The sequence below is a fragment of the Pseudomonas sp. P105 genome, assembly GCF_032614175.1.
Classification (GTDB): domain Bacteria; phylum Pseudomonadota; class Gammaproteobacteria; order Pseudomonadales; family Pseudomonadaceae; genus Aquipseudomonas; species Aquipseudomonas rhizophila.
On sequence record NZ_CP126693.1, the window covers coordinates 6012294 to 6036687 of the forward strand.

26 protein-coding genes and 1 pseudogene are annotated in these 24394 nt (G+C 60.8%); 12 read left to right on the forward strand and 15 right to left on the reverse strand.

Annotation, left to right across the window (positions count from 1 at the left end):
- Positions 1-16 precede the first annotated feature (16 nt).
- The 3 genes from QOM08_RS27055 (at position 17) to QOM08_RS27065 (ending at position 1884) form a co-directional block, all read left to right on the forward strand.
- Entirely contained in the window at positions 17-388 is a 372-nt protein-coding gene (locus QOM08_RS27055) for a YcfL family protein (RefSeq protein ID WP_316912331.1), read from the forward strand.
- 161 nt (positions 389-549) lie between these two features.
- Positions 550-1137 carry a penicillin-binding protein activator LpoB gene (lpoB, locus tag QOM08_RS27060; protein WP_316912332.1) on the forward strand — a complete coding sequence of 196 codons (588 nt, stop codon included), beginning with the start codon at positions 550-552 and terminating at the stop codon, positions 1135-1137.
- Positions 1138-1140: 3 nt separating this feature from the next.
- The gene (locus QOM08_RS27065; protein ID WP_188251433.1) at positions 1141-1884 is read left to right on the forward strand and encodes a penicillin-binding protein activator LpoB; all 744 of its coding nucleotides are present in this window, start codon (positions 1141-1143) and stop codon (positions 1882-1884) included.
- A 60-nt stretch (positions 1885-1944) separates the two neighbouring features.
- Here QOM08_RS27065 and rhtB read toward each other — a convergent pair whose 3' ends face one another.
- The 3 genes from rhtB to QOM08_RS27080 form a co-directional block, all read right to left on the reverse strand.
- Complete coding sequence (gene rhtB, locus QOM08_RS27070; RefSeq protein WP_047226113.1) at positions 1945-2577, reverse strand: homoserine/homoserine lactone efflux protein; 633 nt, start codon at positions 2575-2577, stop codon at positions 1945-1947.
- 87 nt (positions 2578-2664) lie between these two features.
- Positions 2665-3246, reverse strand: a complete 582-nt coding sequence (locus QOM08_RS27075; protein ID WP_047226114.1) for a mechanosensitive ion channel family protein — start codon at positions 3244-3246, stop codon at positions 2665-2667.
- Positions 3246-5156 carry an ATP-binding cassette domain-containing protein gene (locus QOM08_RS27080; RefSeq protein WP_047226115.1) on the reverse strand — a complete coding sequence of 637 codons (1911 nt, stop codon included), beginning with the start codon at positions 5154-5156 and terminating at the stop codon, positions 3246-3248. Before QOM08_RS27080 ends, QOM08_RS27075 begins: the two co-directional genes overlap by 1 nt.
- Positions 5157-5206: 50 nt before the next feature.
- Here QOM08_RS27080 and QOM08_RS27085 point away from each other — a divergent pair, with 50 nt between their 5' ends.
- Entirely contained in the window at positions 5207-5671 is a 465-nt protein-coding gene (locus QOM08_RS27085) for a TIGR02444 family protein (RefSeq protein WP_076383072.1), read from the forward strand.
- On the opposite strand, the gene QOM08_RS27090 is transcribed toward QOM08_RS27085, so the two are convergent.
- Positions 5668-6774, reverse strand: a complete 1107-nt coding sequence (locus QOM08_RS27090; RefSeq protein ID WP_316912333.1) for an AlgP family protein — start codon at positions 6772-6774, stop codon at positions 5668-5670. The genes QOM08_RS27085 and QOM08_RS27090 overlap by 4 nt on opposite strands.
- Before the next feature lie 193 nt (positions 6775-6967).
- Between QOM08_RS27090 and QOM08_RS27095 the strand changes: the two genes are divergently transcribed.
- Entirely contained in the window at positions 6968-7633 is a 666-nt protein-coding gene (locus QOM08_RS27095; RefSeq protein WP_139048899.1) for an FKBP-type peptidyl-prolyl cis-trans isomerase, read from the forward strand.
- Between the two features lie 61 nt (positions 7634-7694).
- Here QOM08_RS27095 and QOM08_RS27100 read toward each other — a convergent pair whose 3' ends face one another.
- From QOM08_RS27100 to QOM08_RS27130, 7 genes and pseudogenes are all read right to left on the reverse strand, one after another.
- A complete protein-coding gene (locus tag QOM08_RS27100; protein ID WP_047226119.1) occupies positions 7695-8153 on the reverse strand; it encodes an Rsd/AlgQ family anti-sigma factor in 459 nt (152 codons plus the stop codon).
- A gap of 177 nt (positions 8154-8330) precedes the next feature.
- On the reverse strand, positions 8331-8873 hold the full coding sequence (locus QOM08_RS27105; protein WP_047226120.1) for a disulfide bond formation protein B: 543 nt from the start codon (positions 8871-8873) through the stop codon (positions 8331-8333).
- Between the two features lie 255 nt (positions 8874-9128).
- Positions 9129-10376: a heme biosynthesis protein HemY gene (locus QOM08_RS27110; protein WP_047226121.1), complete on the reverse strand. Its 1248-nt coding sequence runs from the start codon at positions 10374-10376 to the stop codon at positions 9129-9131.
- The gene (locus QOM08_RS27115) at positions 10373-11503 is read right to left on the reverse strand and encodes a uroporphyrinogen-III C-methyltransferase (RefSeq protein WP_288912006.1); all 1131 of its coding nucleotides are present in this window, start codon (positions 11501-11503) and stop codon (positions 10373-10375) included. The genes QOM08_RS27110 and QOM08_RS27115 overlap by 4 nt, the downstream gene beginning before the upstream one ends.
- A gap of 36 nt (positions 11504-11539) precedes the next feature.
- Positions 11540-12286 (reverse strand): annotated as a pseudogene (locus QOM08_RS27120) (uroporphyrinogen-III synthase); the annotation flags it as partial.
- Positions 12283-13224: a hydroxymethylbilane synthase gene (hemC, locus tag QOM08_RS27125; protein ID WP_047226122.1), complete on the reverse strand. Its 942-nt coding sequence runs from the start codon at positions 13222-13224 to the stop codon at positions 12283-12285. The gene hemC and the pseudogene QOM08_RS27120, both read right to left, overlap by 4 nt.
- A 147-nt stretch (positions 13225-13371) precedes the next feature.
- A complete protein-coding gene (locus tag QOM08_RS27130) occupies positions 13372-14118 on the reverse strand; it encodes a LytTR family DNA-binding domain-containing protein (protein ID WP_316912334.1) in 747 nt (248 codons plus the stop codon).
- 459 nt (positions 14119-14577) lie between these two features.
- Here QOM08_RS27130 and argH point away from each other — a divergent pair, with 459 nt between their 5' ends.
- On the forward strand, positions 14578-15972 hold the full coding sequence (argH, locus tag QOM08_RS27135) for an argininosuccinate lyase (protein WP_047226124.1): 1395 nt from the start codon (positions 14578-14580) through the stop codon (positions 15970-15972).
- Between the two features lie 129 nt (positions 15973-16101).
- Here argH and QOM08_RS27140 read toward each other — a convergent pair whose 3' ends face one another.
- Positions 16102-16761 (reverse strand): glutathione S-transferase family protein, encoded by a 660-nt coding sequence (locus tag QOM08_RS27140; RefSeq protein WP_047226125.1) that lies wholly within the window; start codon positions 16759-16761, stop codon positions 16102-16104.
- A gap of 124 nt (positions 16762-16885) precedes the next feature.
- Between QOM08_RS27140 and QOM08_RS27145 the strand changes: the two genes are divergently transcribed.
- From QOM08_RS27145 to QOM08_RS27155, 3 genes are all read left to right on the forward strand, one after another.
- Positions 16886-17170 (forward strand): hypothetical protein, encoded by a 285-nt coding sequence (locus QOM08_RS27145; protein WP_047226126.1) that lies wholly within the window; start codon positions 16886-16888, stop codon positions 17168-17170.
- Positions 17171-17398: 228 nt separating this feature from the next.
- On the forward strand, positions 17399-17647 hold the full coding sequence (locus QOM08_RS27150; protein WP_047226127.1) for a TIGR02647 family protein: 249 nt from the start codon (positions 17399-17401) through the stop codon (positions 17645-17647).
- A 179-nt stretch (positions 17648-17826) separates the two neighbouring features.
- On the forward strand, positions 17827-20670 hold the full coding sequence (locus tag QOM08_RS27155) for a class I adenylate cyclase (protein WP_047226128.1): 2844 nt from the start codon (positions 17827-17829) through the stop codon (positions 20668-20670).
- A 5-nt stretch (positions 20671-20675) separates the two neighbouring features.
- Here the strand turns inward: QOM08_RS27155 and rnk are convergent, their stop codons facing one another.
- The 3 genes from rnk to cyaY all read right to left on the reverse strand — a co-directional run bounded on the left by rnk (position 20676) and on the right by cyaY (position 21919).
- Positions 20676-21086, reverse strand: coding sequence for a nucleoside diphosphate kinase regulator (rnk, locus tag QOM08_RS27160; protein WP_047226129.1), 411 nt, complete (start codon positions 21084-21086; stop codon positions 20676-20678).
- Between the two features lie 277 nt (positions 21087-21363).
- Positions 21364-21582, reverse strand: a complete 219-nt coding sequence (locus tag QOM08_RS27165) for a DUF1289 domain-containing protein (RefSeq protein ID WP_047226130.1) — start codon at positions 21580-21582, stop codon at positions 21364-21366.
- Between the two features lie 4 nt (positions 21583-21586).
- Complete coding sequence (cyaY, locus tag QOM08_RS27170) at positions 21587-21919, reverse strand: iron donor protein CyaY (RefSeq protein ID WP_047226131.1); 333 nt, start codon at positions 21917-21919, stop codon at positions 21587-21589.
- Positions 21920-22121: 202 nt separating this feature from the next.
- Here cyaY and lptM point away from each other — a divergent pair, with 202 nt between their 5' ends.
- Genes lptM through dapF form a run of 3 tightly spaced genes read left to right on the forward strand, consistent with a single transcriptional unit; the run spans position 22122 to position 24384 of the window.
- The gene (gene lptM / locus QOM08_RS27175) at positions 22122-22292 is read left to right on the forward strand and encodes an LPS translocon maturation chaperone LptM (protein ID WP_047226132.1); all 171 of its coding nucleotides are present in this window, start codon (positions 22122-22124) and stop codon (positions 22290-22292) included.
- Between the two features lie 9 nt (positions 22293-22301).
- Positions 22302-23549 carry a diaminopimelate decarboxylase gene (lysA, locus tag QOM08_RS27180; protein ID WP_316912335.1) on the forward strand — a complete coding sequence of 416 codons (1248 nt, stop codon included), beginning with the start codon at positions 22302-22304 and terminating at the stop codon, positions 23547-23549.
- Positions 23550-23553: 4 nt separating this feature from the next.
- Complete coding sequence (gene dapF / locus QOM08_RS27185) at positions 23554-24384, forward strand: diaminopimelate epimerase (RefSeq protein ID WP_188251443.1); 831 nt, start codon at positions 23554-23556, stop codon at positions 24382-24384.
- Positions 24385-24394: the final 10 nt, after the last annotated feature.

Below are 24394 nucleotides of genomic sequence, written 5' to 3' on the forward strand. Positions count from 1 at the left end.
ACGGAGTCTTGTTCAAATGCGTTTAAAACTGATCACCCTCGGTGTCCTGGCCTTGCTGGCCGGTTGCGCCACCCCTGCGCCGCCGGAGCCGGGCAGCGCCGCCAGCAAAGTCGTGGCCATGGGCAAGCAGAAAAACATCGTGGTCGGCGCCATGCGCGTGGCCCGGGAAAACGGCTACCTGACCGTCAATGTGCAGTTGAGCAACACCAGCTTCAACAACAAGACGATGTACTACCGCTTTGCCTGGTTGGGACCGGAAGGCTTTCCGGTTGCCGAGGAAGAAACCTGGAAAAGCCTGACGCTGTACGGCGAACAAACCAGTTTCCTGCCGGCTATCGCACCGACCCCCAGGGCTGTGGATTTCCGATTGGAAATCAATACGCCTTGAGCCACACACCTGTGGGAGCGAGCTTGCTAGCGATAGCAATGCATCAGCCAGCAATGAGCTTGGCTGACAGACCGCTATCGCGAGCAGGCTCGCTCCCACAAAGGCTCTACTGACTGGCACCACGTGTTAACCCTAATTTTTCAGCTTTCGAGAGCACTCCCATGTTTGTACGCATTTCATCCCTCGCCCTGGCCGCCCTGCTGATCAGCGGCTGTGCCAACAACTCTCCAGTCCTGGGCAACAAGAACATCAGCTACGGCGACACCAAGGCCGTGGAAACCGTGACCAACGAATTTGGCTCCACCGACCTGCAAATGATCGCCGAGTCCATGACCCGCTCCCTGGCCCAGTCCGGCATTCTGCAGGGCCGCCCGGTGGTTCAGGTCTATGACGTGAAGAACAAGACCAGCGAGTACATCGACACCCGCGAGATCACCACCAGCATCAAGACCCAATTGATGAAGACCGGTGCCGCACGTTTCGCCAGCGACAACAACGCCATGGACAGCCAGGTTGACCAGCTCAAGCTGCAAAACCAGAGCGGCCTGTACAAGAAAAGCACCGTGGCCAAGACCGGCAACATGATCGCGGCCAAATACCGCCTCGAAGGCTCCATCAGCTCGATCGTCAAGCGCAGCAGCGACTACAAGGACGTCTTCTACAAATTCAGCCTGCAATTGATCGACGTCGAAAGCGGTCTGGCCGAGTGGATGGACGAGAAAGAAATCCGCAAGACCACGGAGCGCTAAGCCATGCGCACATGGATCGGCATCATGGCCCTGGCCTGCGCGTTCGGCGCCCAGGCGGCCCCGAAAGTCGCGGTCACGGACCTGGCGTACCAGCAACGGGTGGAGGAATACATCCACACCGTTTCGGCCCAGAGCAACTTCCAGGCGAACCCTTACAGCGCCAGCGCCTCGTCGAGCTACGACGAGATGGAGGCCACCACCAGCTACATCGAGCAGGGCGAACTGCGCAAGTTCACCGGCGACATCAAGGGCGAAATCCTGCGCAGCGGGATGTTCCAGCTCGTGCAAGGCACGCCCCACACCGCTTCTTCCACGGGCGACGTCTATGACGTGATCAAGCGAATCAAGGCCGGGCACTTCAAGGGCGCCGATTACGTGCTGTTCGGCACCGTATCGGACATCGACTTCACCCGCGACATCAATGAACTGGCCAATACCAACAGCTACTCGGCGGTGCTCGCCTTGACCCTGGTGGCGGACTTCAGCCTGATCAACACCAAGACCTACGAAATCACCTCGGCCTTCACCGCCATGGGTGAAGGCCAGGACACCAAGCTGCTGAACCACCGGGACGTACGCATCAACCTCAACCGCCCGCGGGTCGTGCGCGAAGTGTCCAAGGCCCTGGGTGAGGACGTAGCGCGGCAACTGAGCGAACAACTTGGTGGGCCTGACTACGAACAGACCGGCGAGCCTGTGCCGCGCAACAACCTGCCACGGGATACTGCGCCGGTCATTTTGCGCTAAGCGGTTCAGCGATTATTTTGTGGCGAGGAGATTTATCCCCGCCACATTGCAACCGGCGGGTTAGACCGAGGCTTTGCGAATTGTCGCCAGCAACCCCGCCGCACCAATGAACAGCCCGGCAAAGGTGCGGTTCATTCGACGCTGCTGTTTCGGAGTGCGCAGCAGGCGCAGGACTTTGGATGCCAGCCCGGTGTACCCGGCCATGACGATGAGGTCGACGCAAACCATCGTCACACCCAGGATCAGGTATTGCTTGATCAGCGGGGCATGCGGGTCGATGAATTGTGGCAACACCGCAAGCATGAACACCAATGCCTTGGGGTTGCTGATGTTGACCAGAAAACCGCGAAACACCAGCGCCAAAGGCTTGCCGATAGGCCGCACGGCCGCGTCATCACTGAGATCGCCCGGGATGGCTCGCCACTGCTTGACGCCCAGATAAACCAGATAGGCCACACCAAACCACTTGATCGCATAAAACGCGGTCGCCGATGCGGTGAGGACCGCGCCGACACCGGCGGCGACAATCACGATTTGCAACGCCAGACCCAATTGCAGGCCCAGGGCATTCCAGTAGCCGCGCCAGAAACCGTATTGCAGACCGCTGGACATCGATGCGATGGCACCAGCACCCGGTGAAAGACTGATCACCCAGCAAGCGGCGAAAAACGCCAGCCATGTTTCCAGCACCATTGCACACCTCGGCTCAGATTCGTTGAAACCACTAAGCTAATGCGCCGCCGGACGGTTGACCACAGATATTTAACGATCGAGACCCGCTTATTCGACGAACCCGCCGACCGGAAACGCCTCGTTGCCGCGCCAGCGTCGAACTGAACGTTGGAAGAACAGGCTGTTGGGCACTTGCACCATGGAACTGCCCGTACCGAGTTCCTCGGGTTCGATCAAGGTGGTGTAAAGCAGGTTGATGGCCACCACCCGCCCCTTGATGCCGGGCTTGTCGGTGGACTCCACCAGCTCAACTACATCGCCCAGACGAAACGGCCCGACGGTGTAGATCAAAATGGCGCACAACAGATTGGACAGTACGCTCCAGATGGCGAAGAACGCCACCGCCGCCACCGCGACGAACCCCGACAGCGCGGTCCACAGCACCGTGGCCGAGACGCCCAGGCGCTCAAGTACCACCAGCACCGCGCTGCCCATGATCAGCCAGCGCAGCACACCCCGCAGGATGATCACCAACTGGGACGGTAACGGGTAGCGCTCGGCAAGGCCCGTGAGGGCCCGCGCCACGCAACGCTGTGCGATGTAGCCGGCCAGCAGGATCAGCAGTATTTGCACACCGAGCCAGATCGGCTCGACCCACATGACGGGTATCGGCAAAGCCAAGGCTTCCATCAGGACAATGCCTCCAGCTCCGCTTGCAGGTTTTCCAGCAGTTCCAGGGCTTGCATCCACGCCTCCTCAAGCTCCGCTTCCCGAACCTTCAGCCTGGCCTGTTCGGCCAGCAGATCGCGCAACTCATCCTTGCGCGCCGCTTCGTAGAGACCGCTGTCGCCGAGGCTGGTTTCGATCTTTTGCAGTTTTTCATGCAGCTTGCCCAGTTCGACTTCGAGCTTGTCGGCCTCACGCTTGTGAGGCGCCAACTGCTGACGCAATGCGGCGGCGGCCTGGCGCTGGGCTTTCTTGTCGGTCTTGTCCGGGTTAACCGGCGTGGTACTGACCGGTGCGTTGCGCTGACGGTAATCCACCAGCCAACGGGCATAGTCTTCCAGATCACCGTCGAACTCTTCGACCTTGCCGTCGGCCACCAGGAAAAAATTATCCGTGGTGCTCTTGAGCAAATGCCGGTCGTGAGACACCACCAGCACCGCGCCGCTGAATTCCTGCAAGGCCATGGTGAGGGCCAGGCGCATTTCCAGATCGAGGTGGTTGGTCGGTTCGTCGAGCAGCAACAGGTTCGGCCGGCCCCAGGCGATCAATGCCAGCGCCAGGCGAGCCTTTTCACCACCGGAAAAATTCAGTACCGGCTCATCGATGCGCGCACCACGAAAGTCGAAACCACCGAGGAAATCACGCAGGGTCTGCTCGCGTTCGTTCGGTGCCAGACGCTGCAAATGCAGCAGCGGGCTGGCCTTGGCGTCGAGAGAATCGAGCTGATGTTGGGCGAAGTAACCGACCACGGTGTTCTCGCCCCGGGTCAGACGCCCGGCCAGGGGCTCGAGCTCGCCGGAGAGATTCTTGATCAGGGTCGACTTACCAGCACCGTTCGGGCCCAGCAGGCCGATCCGCGCACCAGGGGTCAGCTGCAGCTTGACCTTCTCCAGCACGGTCTTGTCGCCATAGCCCAGACGCGCATCCGACAGGTCGATCAGCGGGCTGGAAATCTTGGTCGATTCGCGGAAAACAAAATCAAACGGTGAATCGACGTGGGCCGCGGACAGTTCTTCCATCCGCTCCAGTGCCTTGATCCGGCTCTGGGCCTGACGGGCCTTGGTGGCCTGGGCCTTGAACCGGGCGATGTAGCTTTCCATGTGCGCACGCTGCGCCTGCTGCTTCTCGTAGGCCTGCTGTTGCTGGGCCAGGCGTTCGGCACGGGCGCGCTCGAATGCGCTGTAGCCGCCACGGTACAAGGTGAGCTTGCGCTGGTCGACATGGGCGACATGATCCACCACCGCGTCGAGGAAATCGCGGTCATGGGAAATCAGCAGCAATGTGCCGGGATAGCTCTTGAGCCAGTCTTCGAGCCAGATGATGGCGTCGAGGTCCAGGTGGTTGGTGGGCTCATCGAGCAGCAGCAGGTCCGAAGGGCACATCAGGGCCTGGGCCAGGTTCAAGCGCATCCGCCAGCCACCGGAGAAATCCCCAACCTGACGGTCCATCTGCTCATTGGTAAACCCAAGGCCTGCCAGCAGTTTGCGTGCGCGGGCATCGGCGGTGTAGCCGTCGGCGCTGTCGAGCTCCGCGTGCAGACGGGCCTGTGCGGCGCCATCGTGTGCCGCCTCGGCCGCCGCCAGGTCGCGTTGGACCTGACGAAGGCGCAGGTCGCCGTCAAGCACGTAGTCCACCGCCAGGCGCTCAAGGGTGTCGACCTCTTGGCGCATGTGGGCGATACGCCAATCGGCGGGCAGCAGGCAATCGCCCGAGTCCGGGTGCAGTTCACCTCGAAGCAGGGCGAACAGGCTCGATTTGCCGGCGCCGTTGGCACCGATGAGGCCAGCTTTGTGGCCGGCGTGCAGGGTCAGCTCGGCGTCTTCTAGCAGACGTTGCGGGCCACGCTGTAAAGTCAGGTTCTGAAGTCGAATCATAATGGCGGCGGAGTCTACCAGCTTCGCTCGCAACTGGCGCGAGTAGCACGATGTCCTCTGATCTATGGAGCTTTTCCCTCGACCTCTACGCCAAGCCTGGTGTGGAACAAACCTGCCTGGCGCTGCAGGGCGCCGGCGCCAATGTCTGCCTGCTGCTTTGCGGGCTGTGGCTGGAACAGCGCGGGGTAGCCTGCACTGAACAAAGACTGCAACAGCTTCAGCAATGGGTCGGTCCTTGGGACACGGACGTCGTTCAGCCCTTGCGCACGCTCCGTAACCAATGGAAAGCCCGCGCCCTTCAAGACACGGCACTCGATAGCCTGCGCGAGCAGGTCAAGCGACTGGAACTGGAAGCCGAGCGACGATTGCTGGAGCGATTGGAGACTGCGACCAGGGACTGGCCTGGGGAACAACCCAAAGATTCAGCGCAATGGCTGCAAGGACTCGTGGCGGGCGCCGACCAAGGGAACCGCGACGCGCTGCATCAGCTGCGCGTCGCGGCGTCCAGCACTTAGGAAGCGCGGGTTGGGGTGTTGCTGCTCGGCGCCGGGGCGGCGCTCGGGTTCAGCGCCGGGGTCGCAGTGCTGGCGGTTGGCGCAGGGGTCGCTGCAGGAGCCGGAGTCGATGTCGCAGGCTTGGCCGCCGGAGCAGTCGAAGGTTTTGCGGCAGCAGGCGTTTTCACGGCGGGTTTCGCAGCAGGCTTGGCCACAGGCTTGGCGGCGGCAGGCTTCGCGGCGGGTTTGGCAGCAGCCGGTTTAGCCGCAGCTTTGGCAGGTGCTTTGACAGCGGCTGGCTTGGCAGCGGGTTTAGCTGCAACTTTGGCGGGCGCTTTGGCAGCGGCTGGCTTGGCAGCCGGTTTGGCGGCGGGCTTGGCAGCAGCCGTTTTTGTAGCAGCTGGCTTGGCAGCCGGTTTAGCCGCGGCGGTTTTTGTCGCTGCGGGTTTGGCGGCGGCTGTTTTAGCGGTCGGTTTAGCGGCTGGCTTGGCAGCCACTTTGGCCGCCGGCTTGGCGACAGCTTTGACTGCAGTTTTTTTCGCAGCAGGTTTTGCCGCGCTGGCAGCAACCGGTTTTTTCGCAGCCGGTTTAGCGGCTGGTTTGCTCGCTGCTTTGGCCGGCGCTTTTGCGGCCGGTTTGGCAGCTACTTTGGTCGGTGTTTTTGTCGCGACAGGTTTAGCGGCCGGTTTTCTGGCCGATACAGCGGCAGCGGCAGGCTTGGCAGCACGAAGGCTCAGTGCCTTGCCCACGGCTTCTTGCACACGACCGACGCCTTGGGCCAGTTTCAGGCTTTCCTGGGCATCACGCTTGAGTTGCAGAATATAGGCGCGGGTTTCGGACTGACGATCCTTCAAGGCATCGAGCAGATCTTCGAGTTCTTTCACAGCGTCTTTGGCCTTGGCTTGTGCCTTGGCCTTGCCGGCGGTGGCCGCGTCTTGCAGTTTGGTGCGCGACTTGTGCAGTTTTTCCTGCGCTTTGCCGCGTTGTTTTTCCAGTTTGGCGAGCAGTTTTTCAGCATCAGCCAGGGCTTGGGAGCAGGCGTTTTCCAGATGCTCGAGCAGACTGCCCGAAAGTTGTTGGAGCAAGTGCAACGGAGTGTTTACTGGCTTCTTGGTGGCCGACATGGTTTACCTCCTGACTGACGTGAGTGCGGCTCATACTAGACCTCTGCTGCAACCGCCGCTAGGGCATGTTGACAGTACACAAGACGTTGCGTTGCAAGGGACGAAAAATCTTCTACCCCACTGCCGGGGCAAACCACCTTTGCGGATATCGGCACTGGCATAATCCCCTCCATTCGAGGCCGGAGAACACTACATGTCGCGTCACTTGTTTTTATTCCTTTGCATGGTTTGCTCCATGGCTCAGGCCGCAGAAAAAACCAGCGCAAACGACGCTCATGACCTGGCGTACAGCCTGGGGGCAAGCCTGGGTGAACGTCTGCGCCAGGATGTACCCGACCTGCAGATCCAGGCGTTGGTCGAGGCTCTGCAACAGGCTTATCTGGGCAAACCATTGGCCCTCAAGGATGAGCGCATCGAACAGATACTGGCCGACCATCAGGCACGGCTGACGTCGTCACCGGCGACACCGCAGATCGAAGCGGCACTGAAAACCGAGCAGAAATTTCTTGATGAGGAAAAAGCCCGGCCCGGTGCTCAGCAACTGGCAGATGGCATTCTGCTGACCGAACTCAAGCCCGGCAATGGCGCCAAGGCCGGCCCTCACGGCAAGGTCCAGGTGTTGTATGTCGGTCGATTGCCAGACGGCACCGTGTTTGATTCCAACGGACAAGCGCAGTGGTTCAGTCTCGACAGCGTGATTGACGGTTGGCGCAGTGCATTGCCGCAAATGCCGGTAGGCGCAAAATGGCGACTGGTCATTCCTTCGACCCTGGCCTACGGCGCCGAAGGAGCCGGGGATGTCATCCCCCCGTTCACGCCGCTGGTGTTTGAAATCGAGTTGCTGGGCGCGACGACCTGAAGTTGACTCCAAAAAAAAACGGTGCGCAATGCGCACCGTTCTTTTGATTCTGCAAAAATCCTCAAGCCTGGGCCGGCGCTTCTTCCTTGTGGGAGTTGTGCAGCACTTCGATCAGGCAGTCTTCCAGTTCGAAACGCTCGTGCAGCAAGCCACCCAGTTCCTTGAATTTTTCCGCTACGCATTTGCCTTCATCACACAGGTCATTGAAGGCCAGCAGTTTTTCGGTGATGACGTCGATACGCGGGTAGATTTGCTCGGCGAGCTCCAGGCCACGTTTATCGTTGAAGGCCTTGGCCTCACTCGTCAGTTGTTCGTATATCTCGAAATGACCGGCTGACACGTAGTCGACCAGCACACCGCAGAACTCCTGCAACGGCTTGCGGCTTTCACTCAGCGCTTCAGGCCTGTCGCCGAGAGCATCATAGGCCCGAACCAGTTCGTGACGCTCCTGCAACCAGCGGTCGATCAGCAGATGCACCCCACCCCAGCGTTCCTGAGCATTCTGACAACTTTCGAGCATGGTGATTTCTTCCCTTGTGAGTCATGCCCCTCGCAGCCTGCGCACCGCCTGAAATGATCAGGGACAAGCCAGACACAACATGATCGAGCGGCATAAATCCGATAACACGTGCGGGCCAGATTATGCCCGCACGACAACCGCTTCAAGGTACGCAGGAGATAAAGTTCATACAAGTGTTTAATCCATGACCCGGACCAGTTGCGACGTTGTGCCGCTGAGCGGTCGTATCAGAGCGTTCCAGACAAGGCGCAGCAACAGATAGGACATCACAAAAGACACGGCGAGAAAAAACAACAGGCTCCATTCGGGAAGACTCAGATCGAACAGGGTCCAAGTGATGCTCGCGCAGTCGATCGCCCCCTCGAGTACACGATGTACAGCGCCCCACCACGAACTCACTGCCTTGAGGTGATCGATACAATCGGGCAACTGCTCCAGCGAGTCGCCTTGCACCAGAACCTGACGCCATGCCAGCGTCAACCCGCTCGACGCGAAAACCAGTCCCATCGCCCCGTAGCAGATGCTGCCTTTCTGAGCAGGACCATGCAGGCATGCGGCGAGACAGTTCATCAAAAACAGCATCAGGCACAACCGTTGCAAAACACACAGGCTGCAAGGCGTCAGACCTACCGCATATTCAAGGTAACTGGCGATACCAAAAACCAGAGCGGCGGCGATGAAAGCCATGAAAAACAAGAAGCGTGAGCAAGCCAAAGACATGGCGGTTCCGTAACAGAAGAGACAGGCCGTTACGGTAGAGGAAAGGCCGCCGGCCTTTCAAGGCGGGGCCGTGCAGACACTTCACCAGGGGTGTAGGGAATTCCCGACAAGCAAGAGAAGATTAAGCGCAGCTTGCTGTAGGACTTTACCGAAGGCATTGCTAACGCCATTAGGGGCATCAATAAACACGTGGCGAGGGAGCTTGCTCCCTCGCCACAATGATTCATACAACCCTCAAGAACGACTCACTCTCTCTCAAGTGGCCAAGACCTGAGCCGGGACCGGCAGTGGCGCGGCCAGCAAGCGCTCATCCAGTAATCCCAAGCCTTCCTGGAAGAGCTGGTTGCTGCGCTCGGCATCCCCCAGTTGCGCCAGCAGTCGCGCCAGTTCGGCGCAGGCCTCGGGATTGCGCTGCAGGCGCAAACTGCTTTCCAGATAATCCCGTGCCTTGCCCCACAAACTGTTTTGCAGGCACAGGCGGCCCAGTGTCAGCAGCAGGCCAGGGTCGTTCGGGTGATCCTTGAGCCAGCCTTCTGCCGCTTGCAGTTGGCGGCCCGGATCATTGCCGCGGACCAACCCGTACAGGCGCGCCAGGTGACTGTCATAGTGACGTTTGAGCGCCGCCCGCAGCACCTCTTCGGCCTCGGCCTGCGCCCCGAGTTGCCGCAGTTGCTCGGCATAGGCCAGCACCAGCGCCGATTCCTGGCGTTGTGCGGACGACAGTTGTTGCCAGGCACGGTTAAGCGATTGCAACCCGACACTGCCGTCTTCGTCACGGTGGGCCGCCAGGGTGAGGTTTTCGCCCCAGGCCCGACGCTCCAGTTCAGCCAGCTCAGCCGGCGGCAGGACTTTGTCCTTGCGCAGCTCCGGCAACAACCGGACCACCGCAGACCAATCCCCGCGCTGCTGATGCAGACGTTGCAACTGACGCAGGGTCTGGGCGTTATGTGGGTGGCGATCATGCATGGCTTGCAGCGTGTTCAATGCACCGTCGGTGTCGCCGCGGTCCATCTGCAATTGTGCGTGCGTCAGGGCAATCGCCAGCTCAGCCTGGGGCTGACGTTCAAGGGCACGTTCCAACAGGCTGTCGCACTGCTCGTAAAGACCTTGCTCATTGGCCGCACGGGCGGCGCCAAGGTAATACAGCAACGGTTGGCGCTCGGCTTCAGCGGCGCGATGCAAGTGACGCTGGGCACTGGCCCAGCGACCTTCGGCCAGGTCCAGTTGCCCGTGTTCGATTGCCACCTGCACCCGCCGGCTGCGGTTGCGGCGCGACCATGGGTTGACCACGCCAGTGGAGGTCGTCACCAGGCCAACCAAGGCGCTCACGCCCCGCCACACCAGCCAGAGCACCGCCACCAGCGCCAGGGTGACCCAAAGGCCGGCCTCGTATCGGAAGTTCTTGTATGCCACCAGCACGTAACCCGAATGTTCGGCGATCGCCACGCCCAGCAAGGCAGCGACGGCGATGACCACGAACATAATCACGTAGAGGCGTTTCATGGCGTGGCCTCCTGCTCATCAGGTTTGGCCAGCGGCTTGACCGACTCTTCGGCGTTCAAGTTGCGGCGCTCCAGATAGGCCTGAACGCTGCTCAGGGTTCCTGTCAGATCCGGGGTCGCAACCGTCACCGGCTGCCTGGCCAGCTCGACCACGCGCTCGAGCATGACTTTGCTTTGCGGGTTGTCCTGGTTGAAGTTGTTCTGGAGCACGTCACGCGCTTGAGCCAGCGCCTGGGTGTACACCGGGGCCTGGCCGTTGAGAGCGGCCCATTGCGCCTGCTCCAGGGCCAGGCTCAAGGCCAGGCGCACCTGCACCAGACTCTGCCCGGCCAAGAGCGGACGGACATTCTCATCCGCGTTGAAATCGATACGGATATAGCGCGATATCTGGTCCCACCACTGCGCCCAGCGGCTGGCACCATCGCCATCGGCGGTCAAGCCCAGCAACGACTCACCACGATCCTTGTATTCTGGGGCCAGTTCCGTGAGTTGCAGGACCTGGTCACGCAAGGCCCCCAACTGCAGGAACAGCCCGGTACGATCTGGCTGCTCGGTACTGCGCAACGCAGCAAGGGTCTTGGCCAGTTGCTCGCGAGCGGCGAATGAGCCAGGGTCGTTTTGCTCGCGCAGGATTTCGTCAGCACCCTGGACCAGGGCCTGGGCACTGCTGATGTCCTGCAGGGCTGAAAGACGCAGGCTGGCCAGGCGCAGCAGATGTTCGGCTTCGGCCAGGCGCCAGTCCTTGCGGCTGGCACCGAGCACGGTTTCCAGGCGCTGGTTCAGTCGTTGTTGATCACCCTGCAACTGGGCGACCTGACGCCGACGCTCTTCCAGCTCTTGCGCCGCAGGCAATTGAGCCAGACGCTCACTTAGGCGTTGCTCATTGAGCTTGAGGGTCTGGGCCTGATCATTGAGCGCCTGAACCTGACTGGCCTGCTGCTGGTTATTGGCTTGCAGATGACGCACCTGCCACACGCCCCAACCACCAACGGCCACGCCGGCGGCTCCCAACAACAACGCGACAATGGCCAGCCCGTTGCCGCGACGCGGCGCCTTCGGAGCCGGGGTTTCAACCGGCGTATCGATCGCGGGTTGGTCTTGATCTTTTGGCAAGGCTGTTTCGCTCACGTATCCATCCTTTGCATTAGAAAACGGCACGGACTGATCCCGTAACGCCGCCAGCAAAGCCGCAGCACTGGCGCCACGGCAATCCACAACTGTCAGGGCCCCGGCGGCACGGGCCATCTCGGCAACCCTTGGGCTTGGAACGAACAACGGTAACCGCGCCAGCGCGGGCCACTCATCGCCAGCCAACCGCTGCAGATGCTCGAAGCTCTGCCCACTGCTGACCACCAGCGCGTTCAAGCGTTCCGCTTTGACCCTTGCCGCCAACTCACCTTCTCGATAATGCGGCAGGCTGCGCCGGTACAGTTCCAGATAATCGACACTAGCACCTTGCTCGCGCAAGCGCTCCGCCAGCAAGCCGCGCCCGCCCTCGCCACGCACAATCAAAACCTTGGGATTGGGTCGGGTGATAGCCTGGCGTAACACCAGATGCTCCAGCAAGGCTTCGCTGTCATCGCCGTGGTCGGGATAAAACACAGTGAGGCCGGCATCGATAAGGATCTGCCCGGTCGCCGCCCCCACGCTGAACCATGGCTGGTCTGGCGGCTGGGGCCAATATTGGCGCAGCAGCTCCACACACAAACGTGCGGCGGGCTTGCTCACCACAATCACGGCACAGTACTGGTCCAGCCGTTGAAAAGTCTCCCCCATGGCGTCGGACATGGGGACCGACTCGATATCCAGCAACGGCAGGCTGCTGCTGTAGATCCCGGCCTCGGCCAGGACAGCCGCCAGGGTCGACGACTCGTCGACCGGCCGGGTCAGCAGCAGCCGCCAGCCCGTCACGCGTGGCCCGCCTCGCCGTAGACCTTCTTGAGAATGTCGTCGGCACCCTGGCTGAGCAGGTCTTCGGCTACCCGGACACCCAGCGCTTCGGCATCGCGGCGCGGCGCCCGGGCCTCGGCACTGAGCAGTCGGCCACCGTTCGGATCACCCACCAGACCGCGCAACCAGACCTGCTCGCCTTCGAGTACGGCGTAACAGGCGATCGGCACCTGGCAACCGCCATTGAGGTGTTTGTTGAGGGCGCGCTCGGCGAAGACCCGGGTGGCGGTGTCGTCGTGATGCAGCGGTGCCAACAGGGCATGGATCTCGCTGTCGGCGCTGCGACATTCGATACCCACCGCCCCCTGCCCACCGGCCGGCAGGCTGTCATCGACGCTGATGGCCGACGTGATGCGATCTTCAAAACCGAGGCGGATCAGGCCGGCGGCGGCAAGGATAATTGCGTCGTACTCACCGGCATCGAGTTTGGCCAGGCGGGTATTGACGTTGCCCCGCAGAAAGCGGATTTGCAGGTCTGGGCGGCGGGTCAGCAACTGCGCCTGGCGACGCAGGCTGGAGGTGCCGACCACACTCCCGGCGGGCAGGGCGTCGAGGCTTGCAAACGTGTTGGAAACGAACGCATCGCGTGGATCTTCTCGCTCGCAGATGCAAAACAGGCCCAGGCCTTCCGGAAAGTCCATGGGCACATCTTTCATCGAGTGCACGGCGATATCGGCTTCGTTGTCCAGCAGCGCGGTTTCCAGCTCCTTGACGAACAGGCCCTTGCCGCCGATTTTCGACAGCGGCGAGTCCAGCAGCTTGTCGCCGCGACTGACCATGGGCACCAGCGTCACGATCAGGCCGGGATGGGCCTCTTCCAAACGGGCTTTGACGTATTCGGCCTGCCAGAGGGCCAAGGCACTTTTACGGGTGGCGATGCGGATCTCGCGAGGGGACATGGATCAATCCGTACTTAAAAGATACGGCGGATAATAACAGCTCAGTCAAATTCGCTTTGACTTGAATCACGACCCCAAGGCCTCCCTGGCCGTCAATGTCCTGGAAATGGAACGCGCTAAACGGCTTGGACGCCTTGGAACCTCAAGCTAAAGCTGTTGCATCATCTTCCGCACGCCGGCCACGTGCCGCCGGCTGACAATCAGCGCGTCGCCATTGAGGCCTTTGAGAAACAGCTGGAAATGCCCAAGGGGTGTGCGCTGCAAACGCTCGATACGCTCGCGAGCCACCAAGGCGTTGCGGTGGATGCGCACGAAGCGTTCACCGAACTCGTCTTCAAGGGCCTTGAGTGGTTCGTCCAGCAACACCTCGCCGCTCTCGTGACGCAAGGTCACGTATTTATGGTCGGCGATAAAGTAGACCACCTGATTCAATGGGATCAGTTCAATGCCTTTGCGAGTGCGCGCACTGATGTGGCTGCGCGGGCCGCTGCCGCTTTCGGCGGCCGGACGGGTCAACGCCGCCAGTTGCACGCGGTTGGGCCGCTCGGCCTTGCGCAAGGCCTCGACCAGCGCCTCGGCAGTGACCGGCTTGATCAGATAGCCCACGGCGCCGGCCTGCAGCACCTCCGGCGGGAAGTCGTCCCGAGTGGTGCAGAACACCACCGCGGGCGGTGACTCACGCTCGCACAACTTCGCCGCGACCTGCAAACCGTCCAGGCCAGGCATGCGAATGTCGAGCAGCACGATATCCGGCTTGTGGCTGTCAATAAGGGCCAACGCCTCTTCGCCATTGGTGGCGCTCGGCTCCAGGACACTGTAACCCTCGAATTCGCCAACCATTCGGCTCAGGCGCTCACGGGCCAGTGGTTCGTCATCAACGATCAGGACATTCATATTGCGCTGGATTCCTGCGTGAGTCTCGCACAAGGATAGCGTAGACAGGGGAAGTGACATCCGTCACCGCGATCCACGCTAAGACTCGTTCGAGGGCCAAAAAGTGCCGCGAGGCGGTTACCTATCTTTACCCGCGCCTGCCAATCGATGCTTGAGGCCTGTTGTCGCACGGCGCCGTCGTAGGAATTGTTAACACTCCATCTGACCAATACGAGCCCCCCTCTTCTATTCGTCCAATGCTCCGTGGATGAAAAAGTAAAAGTCCTACAGTCCACTGTAGACGGTTGCCGCGCCGATATTGCTCAATCGAAAAATATCGTTGTGCAAAAAACCCATTAAATGCTCGGCTTGTGCGCAAAAAACCTGCCGACCAGTGCCAGCGCCAGTCCCGGCAACCCTGCTATCATCCGCCGCAGCCTTTAACCGCTACTTTTTCCACAGCCGATCACGAGCGAATTCATGAGCACTGACAAGACCAATCAGTCCTGGGGCGGCCGCTTCAGTGAACCCGTCGACGCCTTCGTCGCCCGCTTCACCGCCTCCGTCAACTTCGACCAGCGCCTGTATCGCCACGACATCATGGGCTCGATCGCCCACGCCACCATGCTGGCCAAGGTCGGCGTACTGACCGATGCCGAGCGCGACAGCATCATCGATGGCCTGAAAACCATCCAGGCTGAAATCGAGGCCGGCCAGTTCGACTGGCGCGTCGATCTCGAAGACGTGCACATGAACATCGAAGCGCGCCTGACCGATCGCATCGGCGTGACCGGCAAGAAGCTGCACACCGGCCGCAGCCGAAACGACCAGGTGGCCACCGACATTCGCCTGTGGTTGCGCGATGAGATTGACCTGATCCTGGGCGAGATCACCCGTCTGCAAAAAGGCTTGCTGGAGCAGGCCGAGCGCGAGGCCGAGAGCATCATGCCGGGCTTCACGCACCTGCAAACCGCTCAACCTGTAACGTTTGGGCATCACATGCTGGCCTGGTTCGAAATGCTCAGCCGCGACTACGAGCGCCTGGTGGACTGCCGCAAGCGCACCAACCGCATGCCCCTGGGCAGCGCCGCGCTGGCCGGCACCACGTACCCGATCGATCGTGAATACACCGCACAGTTGCTGGGTTTCGACGCCGTGGGCGGCAACTCGCTGGATAACGTTTCGGACCGCGATTTCGCCATCGAATTCTGCGCCGCCGCGAGCATTGCGATGATGCATCTGTCGCGCTTCTCTGAAGAACTGGTGCTGTGGACCAGCGCGCAATTCCAGTTCATTGACCTGCCGGATCGCTTCTGCACCGGCAGTTCGATCATGCCGCAAAAGAAAAACCCCGACGTGCCGGAGCTGGTACGCGGCAAGAGTGGTCGGGTGTTCGGTGCGCTGATGGGCCTGCTGACCCTGATGAAGGGCCAGCCGCTGGCCTACAACAAGGACAACCAGGAAGACAAGGAACCGCTGTTCGATGCCGCCGATACGCTGCGTGATTCGCTGCGGGCCTTTGCCGACATGATCCCGGCGATCAAGCCCAAGCATGCAGTGATGCGCGAAGCGGCCTTGCGCGGCTTCTCCACCGCCACCGACCTCGCTGATTACCTCGTACGCCGTGGCCTGCCGTTTCGTGATTGCCACGAAATCGTCGGCCATGCCGTGAAGTACGGCGTGGACAACGGCAAGGACCTGGCGGAGATGAGCCTGGACGAGTTGCGCAAGTTCAGTGACCAGATCGAGCAGGACGTGTTTGCCGTGCTGACTCTGGAAGGTTCGGTCAATGCCCGCGACCACATCGGCGGCACAGCGCCTGCCCAGGTGAAGGCTGCCGTGGTGCGCGGCCAGGCGATGCTCGCCAGCCGTTAAAAGCCGAAAGCATCGCGAGCAGGCTCGCTCCCACAGTGGATCTTCAGTGAACGCACATGTGTGAACACAGGGAGATCAAATGTGGGAGCGAGCCTGCTCGCGATGACTCACTTCAAAACACCACAAAACTCACTTCTTGGCAGCAATCATCGCCAAAAACGCTGGCATCTCTGCCTCCCTGTCGGCCGCAATCCGCTGCACATTCGGGTTCTGCTCCAGCCGCTCCATCAGCCCCTTGGCCGCCGGCATATCCGCCAGCAAGTCGATATCGAACACCTTGCGGCCAACCTGGCACGCCAGCGATACGCTGTAGAGGAAATACAGATCGGCCAGGCTCAGACTGTCACCCGCCACGTAGGGCGAGAATTTGCCGTGACGGCCGAGCGAGGCGAACCCCAGCAGCAATTCGGCCTTGGTCTTTTCCTTGATGGCGTCGGGTACCGATATGCCGAAAAACGCCTCGGCGTAGCAAGCCCGTCCCGGCAGCTCGATGTACAACTCGATTTCCCTGCACAAAGCCAGCACCTGGGCACGCTCGAACGGGTCGCTGGGCAACAGGGCTTTGCCCGGCTGGGTTTGTTCGATGTATTCGAGGATCACGCTGGTTTCGTTGATAAACCCTTGCTCGGTCTTGAGCACCGGCACCTTGCCCCGTGGACTGATGGCCAGCACATCGGGGGTCTGAGCGCCGTAGAACGGCACCTCTTCGAAGGGCAGGCCCTTCTCCAGCAACGCCAGCTTGACCATGTTGTAATAATTGCTGACGGAAAAACCATAAAGCTTGAGCATGACAAGGCCTCCAGGCCGTGCGGGGTTGGCAGCCTTGCGTTATAGACCGTCGAACCATCTCTTGCCAGACGCATCACCGCGCTGAATGCAGGTAAACTGGCGACCTTTCTCCAAGGAGCCTGCCGTGAGCGAGCCAACCGATATCGACACCGACGAAGAAGAGTTCGTCGAAAACACGCTGATCCAGGCCATCGAAAACCAGATCGAAAATGACAACCCGCCAGCGGCCAAGGCCGTTTTCAATAAATTGACCCTAGTGGGTTACGAGCGCGAAGAAATTCTCAACCTGATGGCCCATGTGCTGGCAGTGGAAATTGACGCGATCCTCGAAGAAGACCGTGCGTTCGATACCCAGTGGTACGAAACGGCGTTGCGCGCTCTTCCCGAGTTGCCGCCAGAAAAGAAATAAGGTCTCACCGACTGTGGCGAGGGAGCTTGCTCCCGCTCGGCTGCGCAGCAGCCATCAAGCTATTGGGACCGCTTCGCGCTCCAGCGGGAGCAAGCTCCCTCGCCACAACGAATTACGCCTGCGGTCACCCAAAACAAAAAAAGCATGACGCTGACACTGGACAGCTTGGCCGAGTGCGCTCACTTTAGTGACGCTGTCGACCAAATTCCTAGAAAGTCTGGAGTCCTTATGTCGCTTACCCCTGAGCTGGTTGCCGAACTGGAAATCCTTGCACTCTTCAACCTGGACAGTTCCCAGGAAGGCCTGAAAATCCATCAGACCGCTGCCCCCTCTGCCATCGCTGCCGCTAAACGCCTGTTCGAAAAAGACCTGATAACCCAGTCCGACGGTGGTTACCTGACCAGCCTGGGCCGGGATGCTGCCGAGCATGTGCAAAGCCTGCTGACCATTCTCAACGTCGTAAAAGAAGCCGCCTGATTCCTCCTGTCGCCCACGGAAATCTCCTTCATCGAGGTTTCCGCAGGCGCCCTGGCGCACTGTGTAAAAATTCTGACGTCAAAAACATACATTCAGCTTAAGAAATCCCGGGTTCGGGCGCTAAACTGCCACCACCTGTGATCTCCCACGTTCGACGCCGCGAGCCGGTTTGAGCTGACATGACCCGCAATCACGAAATACGCCCCGATCTGGACGAGGGAATCGACCGCAAGGTCCTGAGCCAGTTGCGCGCACGTTTTCTCAAGCTCAACAGCGTACGGATGGATCGCGCCCTGGAAGGTCTGTCGACCCGCCAGCAAAGCGTGCTGACGCTGTTGCCGTTGTTTTTCCACGTCAATCACCCGCTCCTGCCCGGCTATGTCTCAGGCAGCACACCTGCCGGGCTGTCCAACTATGAGCCCGACGCCAGCGTCCTCGCCGAAGCCCAGCGGCTGACCCGCTCGTTCTCCTACAAGCCGCGCCACGGCAGCAATCCGCCGCGACCGATTCTCGGTCTGTTTCTGATGGGCAGCCTCGGCACCCTCGCCCAAGCAGATCAAAGCGACATGGATGTGTGGGTCTGCCATGGTCCGGACCTGAGCGAGGACGAACTGGCCGAACTGCGCAAAAAATGTCTGCTGCTGGAAACCTGGGCGGCGACCCAGGGCGCTGAAGCGCATTTTTTCCTGATCGACCCGGCGCGCTTTGTCCGCGGCGACCGGGACACTCAGCTCAGTTCCGACGATTGCGGTACAACCCAGCATTACCTGCTGCTGGACGAGTTCTACCGCACGGCGATCTGGCTGGCCGGACGCACGCCGATCTGGTGGCTGGTGCCGGTGTATGAAGAGGAAAACTATGAGCAGTACACCCACACGCTGATTTCCAAACGCTTCATCCGCGCCGATGAAACGCTCAACCTGGGACATCTGGCCTATATCCCGCCGGGAGAATTCATCGGTGCCGGCCTCTGGCAATTGTTCAAGGGCATCGAGTCGCCCTACAAATCAGTGCTCAAGCTGCTGCTGATCGAAGTCTACGCCAGCGAACACCCGGACGTTCGCTGCCTGAGCCTGCGCTTCAAACAGGCGGTGTTCGCCAACCGCCTGGACCTGGAAGAGCTGGATCCCTACATGGTGGTTTACCGTCGTATCGAGGAGTACCTCAACGCCCGAGGTGAATCCGAACGCCTGGAGCTGGTGCGCAGGGCGCTTTACCTGAAGGTCAATCGCAAGCTGACCGGCCAGGGGCGCAGCACTGGCTGGCAACGGGTTCTGCTTGAGCGTCTGGCCCGGGAATGGGGCTGGGACCCACGGCAACTGGCGCTGCTGGACAGCCGCAGCCAGTGGAAAGTGCGTCAGGTCAGCAACGAACGGCGGGCGCTGGTCAACGAACTGACCTACAGCTACCGCTTCCTGACCCAGTTCGCCCGCACCGAAAAAACCGTCAGCCTGATCAACAAGCGCGACCTCAACGTCCTGGGCCGGCGGTTGTATGCCGCATTCGAACGCAAGGCCGACAAAGTCGAGTTCATCAACCCCGGCATCGCCCCGGACCTGGCCGAAGACACCCTGACGCTGGTGCAGTCACCGAACAAGAAAGAACCCGGGCAGAACCAGTGGGGCCTGTACAACGGCAGCCTCAACGCCCTGGAGTGGGAAAACTTCGCACCGATCAAACGCTGCCGCGAGTTGCTGGAGTTGCTGACCTGGTGCCATCGCAACGGTGTGATCGACAGCAGTACGCGCCTTGCGCTGCACCCAGGTAGCAGCGACCTGAGTGAGTTTGAGCTGTTCAACCTGCTGGGCAGCCTGCAACAGTCCATCGCCCTGCCGCTGAGCACGGTAGATGAAGAACAGCTGTTGCGCGCCAGCGTGCCCAGCGAAGTGCTGATACTGGTTAACGTCGGCGTCGATCCGCTCAAGCATCATCGCGACCTCAATATCCTGATGACCACCGAGCGCACGGACTCCCTGAGCTACGCCGGGGTTCGGGAGAACCTGGTGCTGACCCTGGATCAGGTCACGCTCAACAGTTGGAACGAGGTGCTGGTCAACCGCTTCGACGGCGAGCACGCCCTGCTCGACTGCCTGCGCGATTACCTCAATGACCTGCCCGTCACTCAGCGCCAGCCGCGTTTGCAGGTACGCTGTTTCTGCCACAACCGCGCGCAGTTCATTGCCCGCCGGGTCGAGGAAGTCATCGAAACGGCCCAGACCCTGCTACTAAGCAGGCTCAACCACCGCTATCTGCTCCAGGTCCAGCAGCACTACCACGTATTGGAGCTGGTGCCGGGCCAGGTCAATCACGTGGCCCTGGGCAGCCTGTCGGCGCTGATGGATTACCTGGGCGAGGAGCTGACGGCCTACAGCCCTCTGCATCTGGATCCGATGGCTCTGGAGGACCATGACCTGGCGCTGATCCTGCCCATGGGGCAGCCCGAGTGCATTCAGGTGTTCTACCGGGTCAACGAGGACGACGCTGAGCTGTACGTGCTCGATGAGCTCAATGCCCTGTGGCAGCAACGCCTGCCTTACCACGACGACCACAGCCTGCTGCTGCCGCTGCAGCGCTTCCTGCAATCGGTGCTGTACCGCCGCGACGCGTTACTGCCGATGGATGCCACCCAGCCATTGCCCCTGGAAACCCTGTACTACCAGCTCCTGCCCTCGGGCAGCGGGCGGGCACGGCGGATCGAGGCGCGGCAGGCGCCGCAAACGCCAGTGAACAAGCCGTTCTATGACGTGCAGGCAATCATCGGCAAAGCCACTCATGGGCAGGTGCACGTCACCCTGTATTGCGATCAGCGGGAGTTTTCGGAGCTGGAACATGGCGACCAGTTGTTCCGCGTGGTCGCCAGGGAGATCGTCGAACAGCGCCGTGAGGCCGAACGCTATCGCTGCTACATCACCGACCTGGACCTCTCGGGTCTTGTGGGTGATGGGGCCTGCTCAAGTAATTTGTACCTGCGCTACAAGGCTGACCTGGAACGCGCCCTGAACGAGGCGCTGGCCTTGGTCTGAAGCGCCTAGAGGTGGAAATCGCCGCCCGCTTCCGGCTGGTATTCCACGGCAAGCAATGTCAGTTTCAGCGTCTTGCCGCCCGGCGCCGGCCAGTCGATGTGCTGGCCAACCTTCAGGCCCAACAGTGCGCTGCCTACCGGGGCAAGGATTGATATCTTGCCTTCGTCGGCATTGGCGTCCTGTGGATAAACCAGGGTCAGGTGATAGTCCTTGCCGCTGCTTTCTTCGCGGCAGTGCACACGCGAATTCATGGTCACGACATCGGCGGGCACTTCATCGTGGCCTACCACGGTGTCGGCACGATCCAGTTCGGTTTGCAACGCAATCACGCCCGGCAGCGTTTCATCAAGGCTATCGATCAGGCGCTCCAGACGCTGTACGTCCAGACGTGTAAGGGTGATGGAAGGTACGGTCATGATTCAGGCAGACTCCTTTGTTCTGCACGAAAAAAGCAAAACCCCGCCACAAAAAGACGGGGTTTTCACGGGCCTCGATGAGTTGAGGCGTAGCTGGACACTATCACAGCTCAATAAATAAACAACCCGGGCCAAATCTACCCATTGTCATGGAGAGCAGAATTACTGTGGCGCGGGGATTGTGGGAGCAAAGCTTGCTCGCGAAACAGGCGCCTCGATTTCTGGAAGAACGCGTCGTCTTCATCGCGGGCAAGCCTTGCTCCCACACAGTGGGCGATTACACCAGAGATTTGCGTTTAGCCGCCTCGGCACAGATCACCCGCCGGCGCTCATCATCGGCCGAGCGCCATTCGCGGATATCCTCCACATGACGGAAACAACCGAGGCAGACCTTCTGCTCATCCAACTTGCACACGCTGGTGCACGGAGAGGGCACTGCGGGGCTGACGTTGCTGTAGAGCGGTTTGGGCGGGCGCGCCGGAGTGTTCTGGCTCACGCTGTCAAAGGCCTTCGAAATCCAGTTCCACCCCGGCCTGCTGCTTGACGATGCGCTCGAGCATTTCGCCCAATTGCTCTTCGCTCTTGTCGCACATCCAGCGTTCGCTTTCCTCGTCGTAGTCGAAGTGGAAACCGCCGGACACCGCCGCCAACCACAGCTGCCGCAACGGCTCCTGGCGGCTGAAAATCAACTGGCTGCCATTTTCGAACTTGACGGTCAGCACCCCGGCGGAGCTTTCCAGGTCGATGTCCAGCTCGCTTTCGTCGAATACATCCTCCAGCGTTTGCTGGGTCGCATCGACCAGATCGTGGAAACGGGCTTCAGTCAAACTCATTGCGGCAACCTCGAAAATGTCTGCTCATGCTCAAGCGCCGCAAGATACGGACGCTTCCCGGCGATTGCAAAGGATATACCGACCGACGACAGCCGGCTTTGGGAAAAGCCTCCCGGCGCCGGACGGGAACCCCGTTGCATAGGCAAGCTGCCGGGTGGCCGGTATACTCCGGCGCAATTAACGCATTTTCAAGGATTTCGCCATGAAGCGCCTGATCTCTTCCCTTGCTGCGCTCGTCGCGGTTGCTTGCCTTGTGACAGCCTGTGGTCAAAAAGGTCCGCTGTACCTGCCCGACGACAGCAAATCCCCTGAAGAACAGGCCAAGTCGTCGCAGTCCAAGTCCCACGCGCACGATACCCACACCACTTATTAAGGGAACGCCATGGACGCTTTTAACTACCGTGGCGGGGAGCTGTTCGCGGAAGGGGTTGCCTTGTCCGCGCTCGCGGAACGTTTCGGCACGCCAACCTACGTTTATTCCCGTGCACACATCGAAGCCCAGTATCTGGCCTTCGCCGATGCTCTGGCCGGCATGCCGCACCTGGTATGTTTCGCCGTAAAGGCCAACTCCAACCTCGGTGTACTCAACGCCCTGGCACGCCTGGGTGCCGGCTTTGACATCGTTTCCGGTGGTGAGCTCGAACGCGTGCTGGCCGCTGGCGGCAGCGCCGACAAGATCGTTTTTTCCGGCGTCGGCAAGACCCGTGAAGACATGCGCCGCGCCCTGGAAGTGGGGGTGCACTGCTTCAACGTCGAATCGACCGATGAGCTGGAGCGCCTGCAACTGGTCGCCGCCGAGATGGGTGTCCGCGCGCCGATCTCTTTGCGCGTGAACCCGGACGTTGATGCTGGCACGCACCCGTACATTTCCACCGGTCTCAAGGAAAACAAGTTCGGCATCGCCATTGCCGACGCCGAGGATGTGTACGTACGCGCGGCCCAACTGCCGAACCTGGAAGTGCTGGGCGTGGATTGCCACATCGGCTCGCAACTGACCACCCTCGAACCTTTCATCGATGCCCTCGACCGCCTGCTGGCGCTGGTCGACCGCCTCAGCGATTGCGGCATCTACCTGCGTCACATCGACCTGGGCGGCGGCGTCGGCGTGCGCTACCGCGACGAGGAGCCGCCGCTGGTGGCCGACTACGTCAAGGCGGTGCGTGAACGCCTCGACGGTCGCGACCTGGCCCTGATGTTCGAGCCGGGCCGCTACATCGTTGCCAATGCCGGCGTGCTGTTGACCCGGGTCGAATACCTCAAGCACACCGAGCACAAGGATTTCGCCATCGTCGATGCGGCGATGAACGACCTGATCCGCCCGGCGCTGTACCAGGCCTGGATGGACGTCACCGCGGTGCGCCCTCGCGCTACCGCCGCCCGCAGCTACGATATTGTCGGCCCTATCTGCGAAACCGGCGACTTCCTGGCCAAGGGTCGGGAGCTGGCGCTGGAAGAAGGCGATCTGCTGGCCGTGCATTCGGCCGGGGCCTACGGGTTTGTCATGAGTTCCAACTACAACACTCGCGGCCGCTGCGCCGAAGTGCTGGTGGACGGTGATCAGGCGTTTGAAGTGCGTCGCCGCGAGACGGTAGCCGAGTTGTTTGCCGGCGAAAGCCTGCTGCCGGAGTAAAACCATGCTGCTGCGTTTTACCAAGATGCACGGCCTGGGCAACGACTTCATGGTCCTCGACCTGGTCAGCCAGCACGCGCACATCCTGCCCAAGCATGCCAAACAATGGGGCGACCGGCACACCGGTATCGGTTTCGACCAGTTGCTGATCGTCGAGGCGCCCAACAACCCGGACGTGGACTTCCGTTACCGGATCTTCAATGCCGATGGTTCGGAAGTCGAGCAGTGCGGCAACGGCGCCCGCTGCTTCGCCCGATTCGTGCTGGACAAGCGCCTGACCGCCAAACGGCAGATTCGCGTCGAGACTAAAAGCGGCATCATCGAACTGGATGTGCGCAACGACGGCCAGATCGGCGTCAACATGGGCGCCCCGCGCCTGGCACCGAAGGACATTCCGTTCGAAGCGCCGGCCCAGGCCTTGAGCTATCAGTTGGAGGTCGACGGCACCACGGTGGAACTGGCGGCAGTATCCATGGGCAACCCCCATGCCGTCTTGCGAGTCAACGATATCAACAGCGCGCCAGTGCATGAGCTGGGGCCGAAGATCGAAAATCATCCGCGCTTCCCCGCGCGGGTGAATGTCGGTTTCCTGCAGGTCATCGATCGCCACCGTGCGCAATTGCGCGTCTGGGAACGCGGTGCCGGGGAAACCCAGGCGTGCGGCACCGGCGCCTGCGCGGCGGCAGTCGCCGCGATCAGTCAGGGATGGATGGATTCGCCTTTACTGATCGACCTGCCCGGTGGACGCTTGTCCATCGAATGGGCAGGCCCCGGCCAACCGGTGCTGATGACCGGCCCGGCAGTACGCGTATACGAAGGACAAGTTCGTCTTTGAGTGAGTCAAA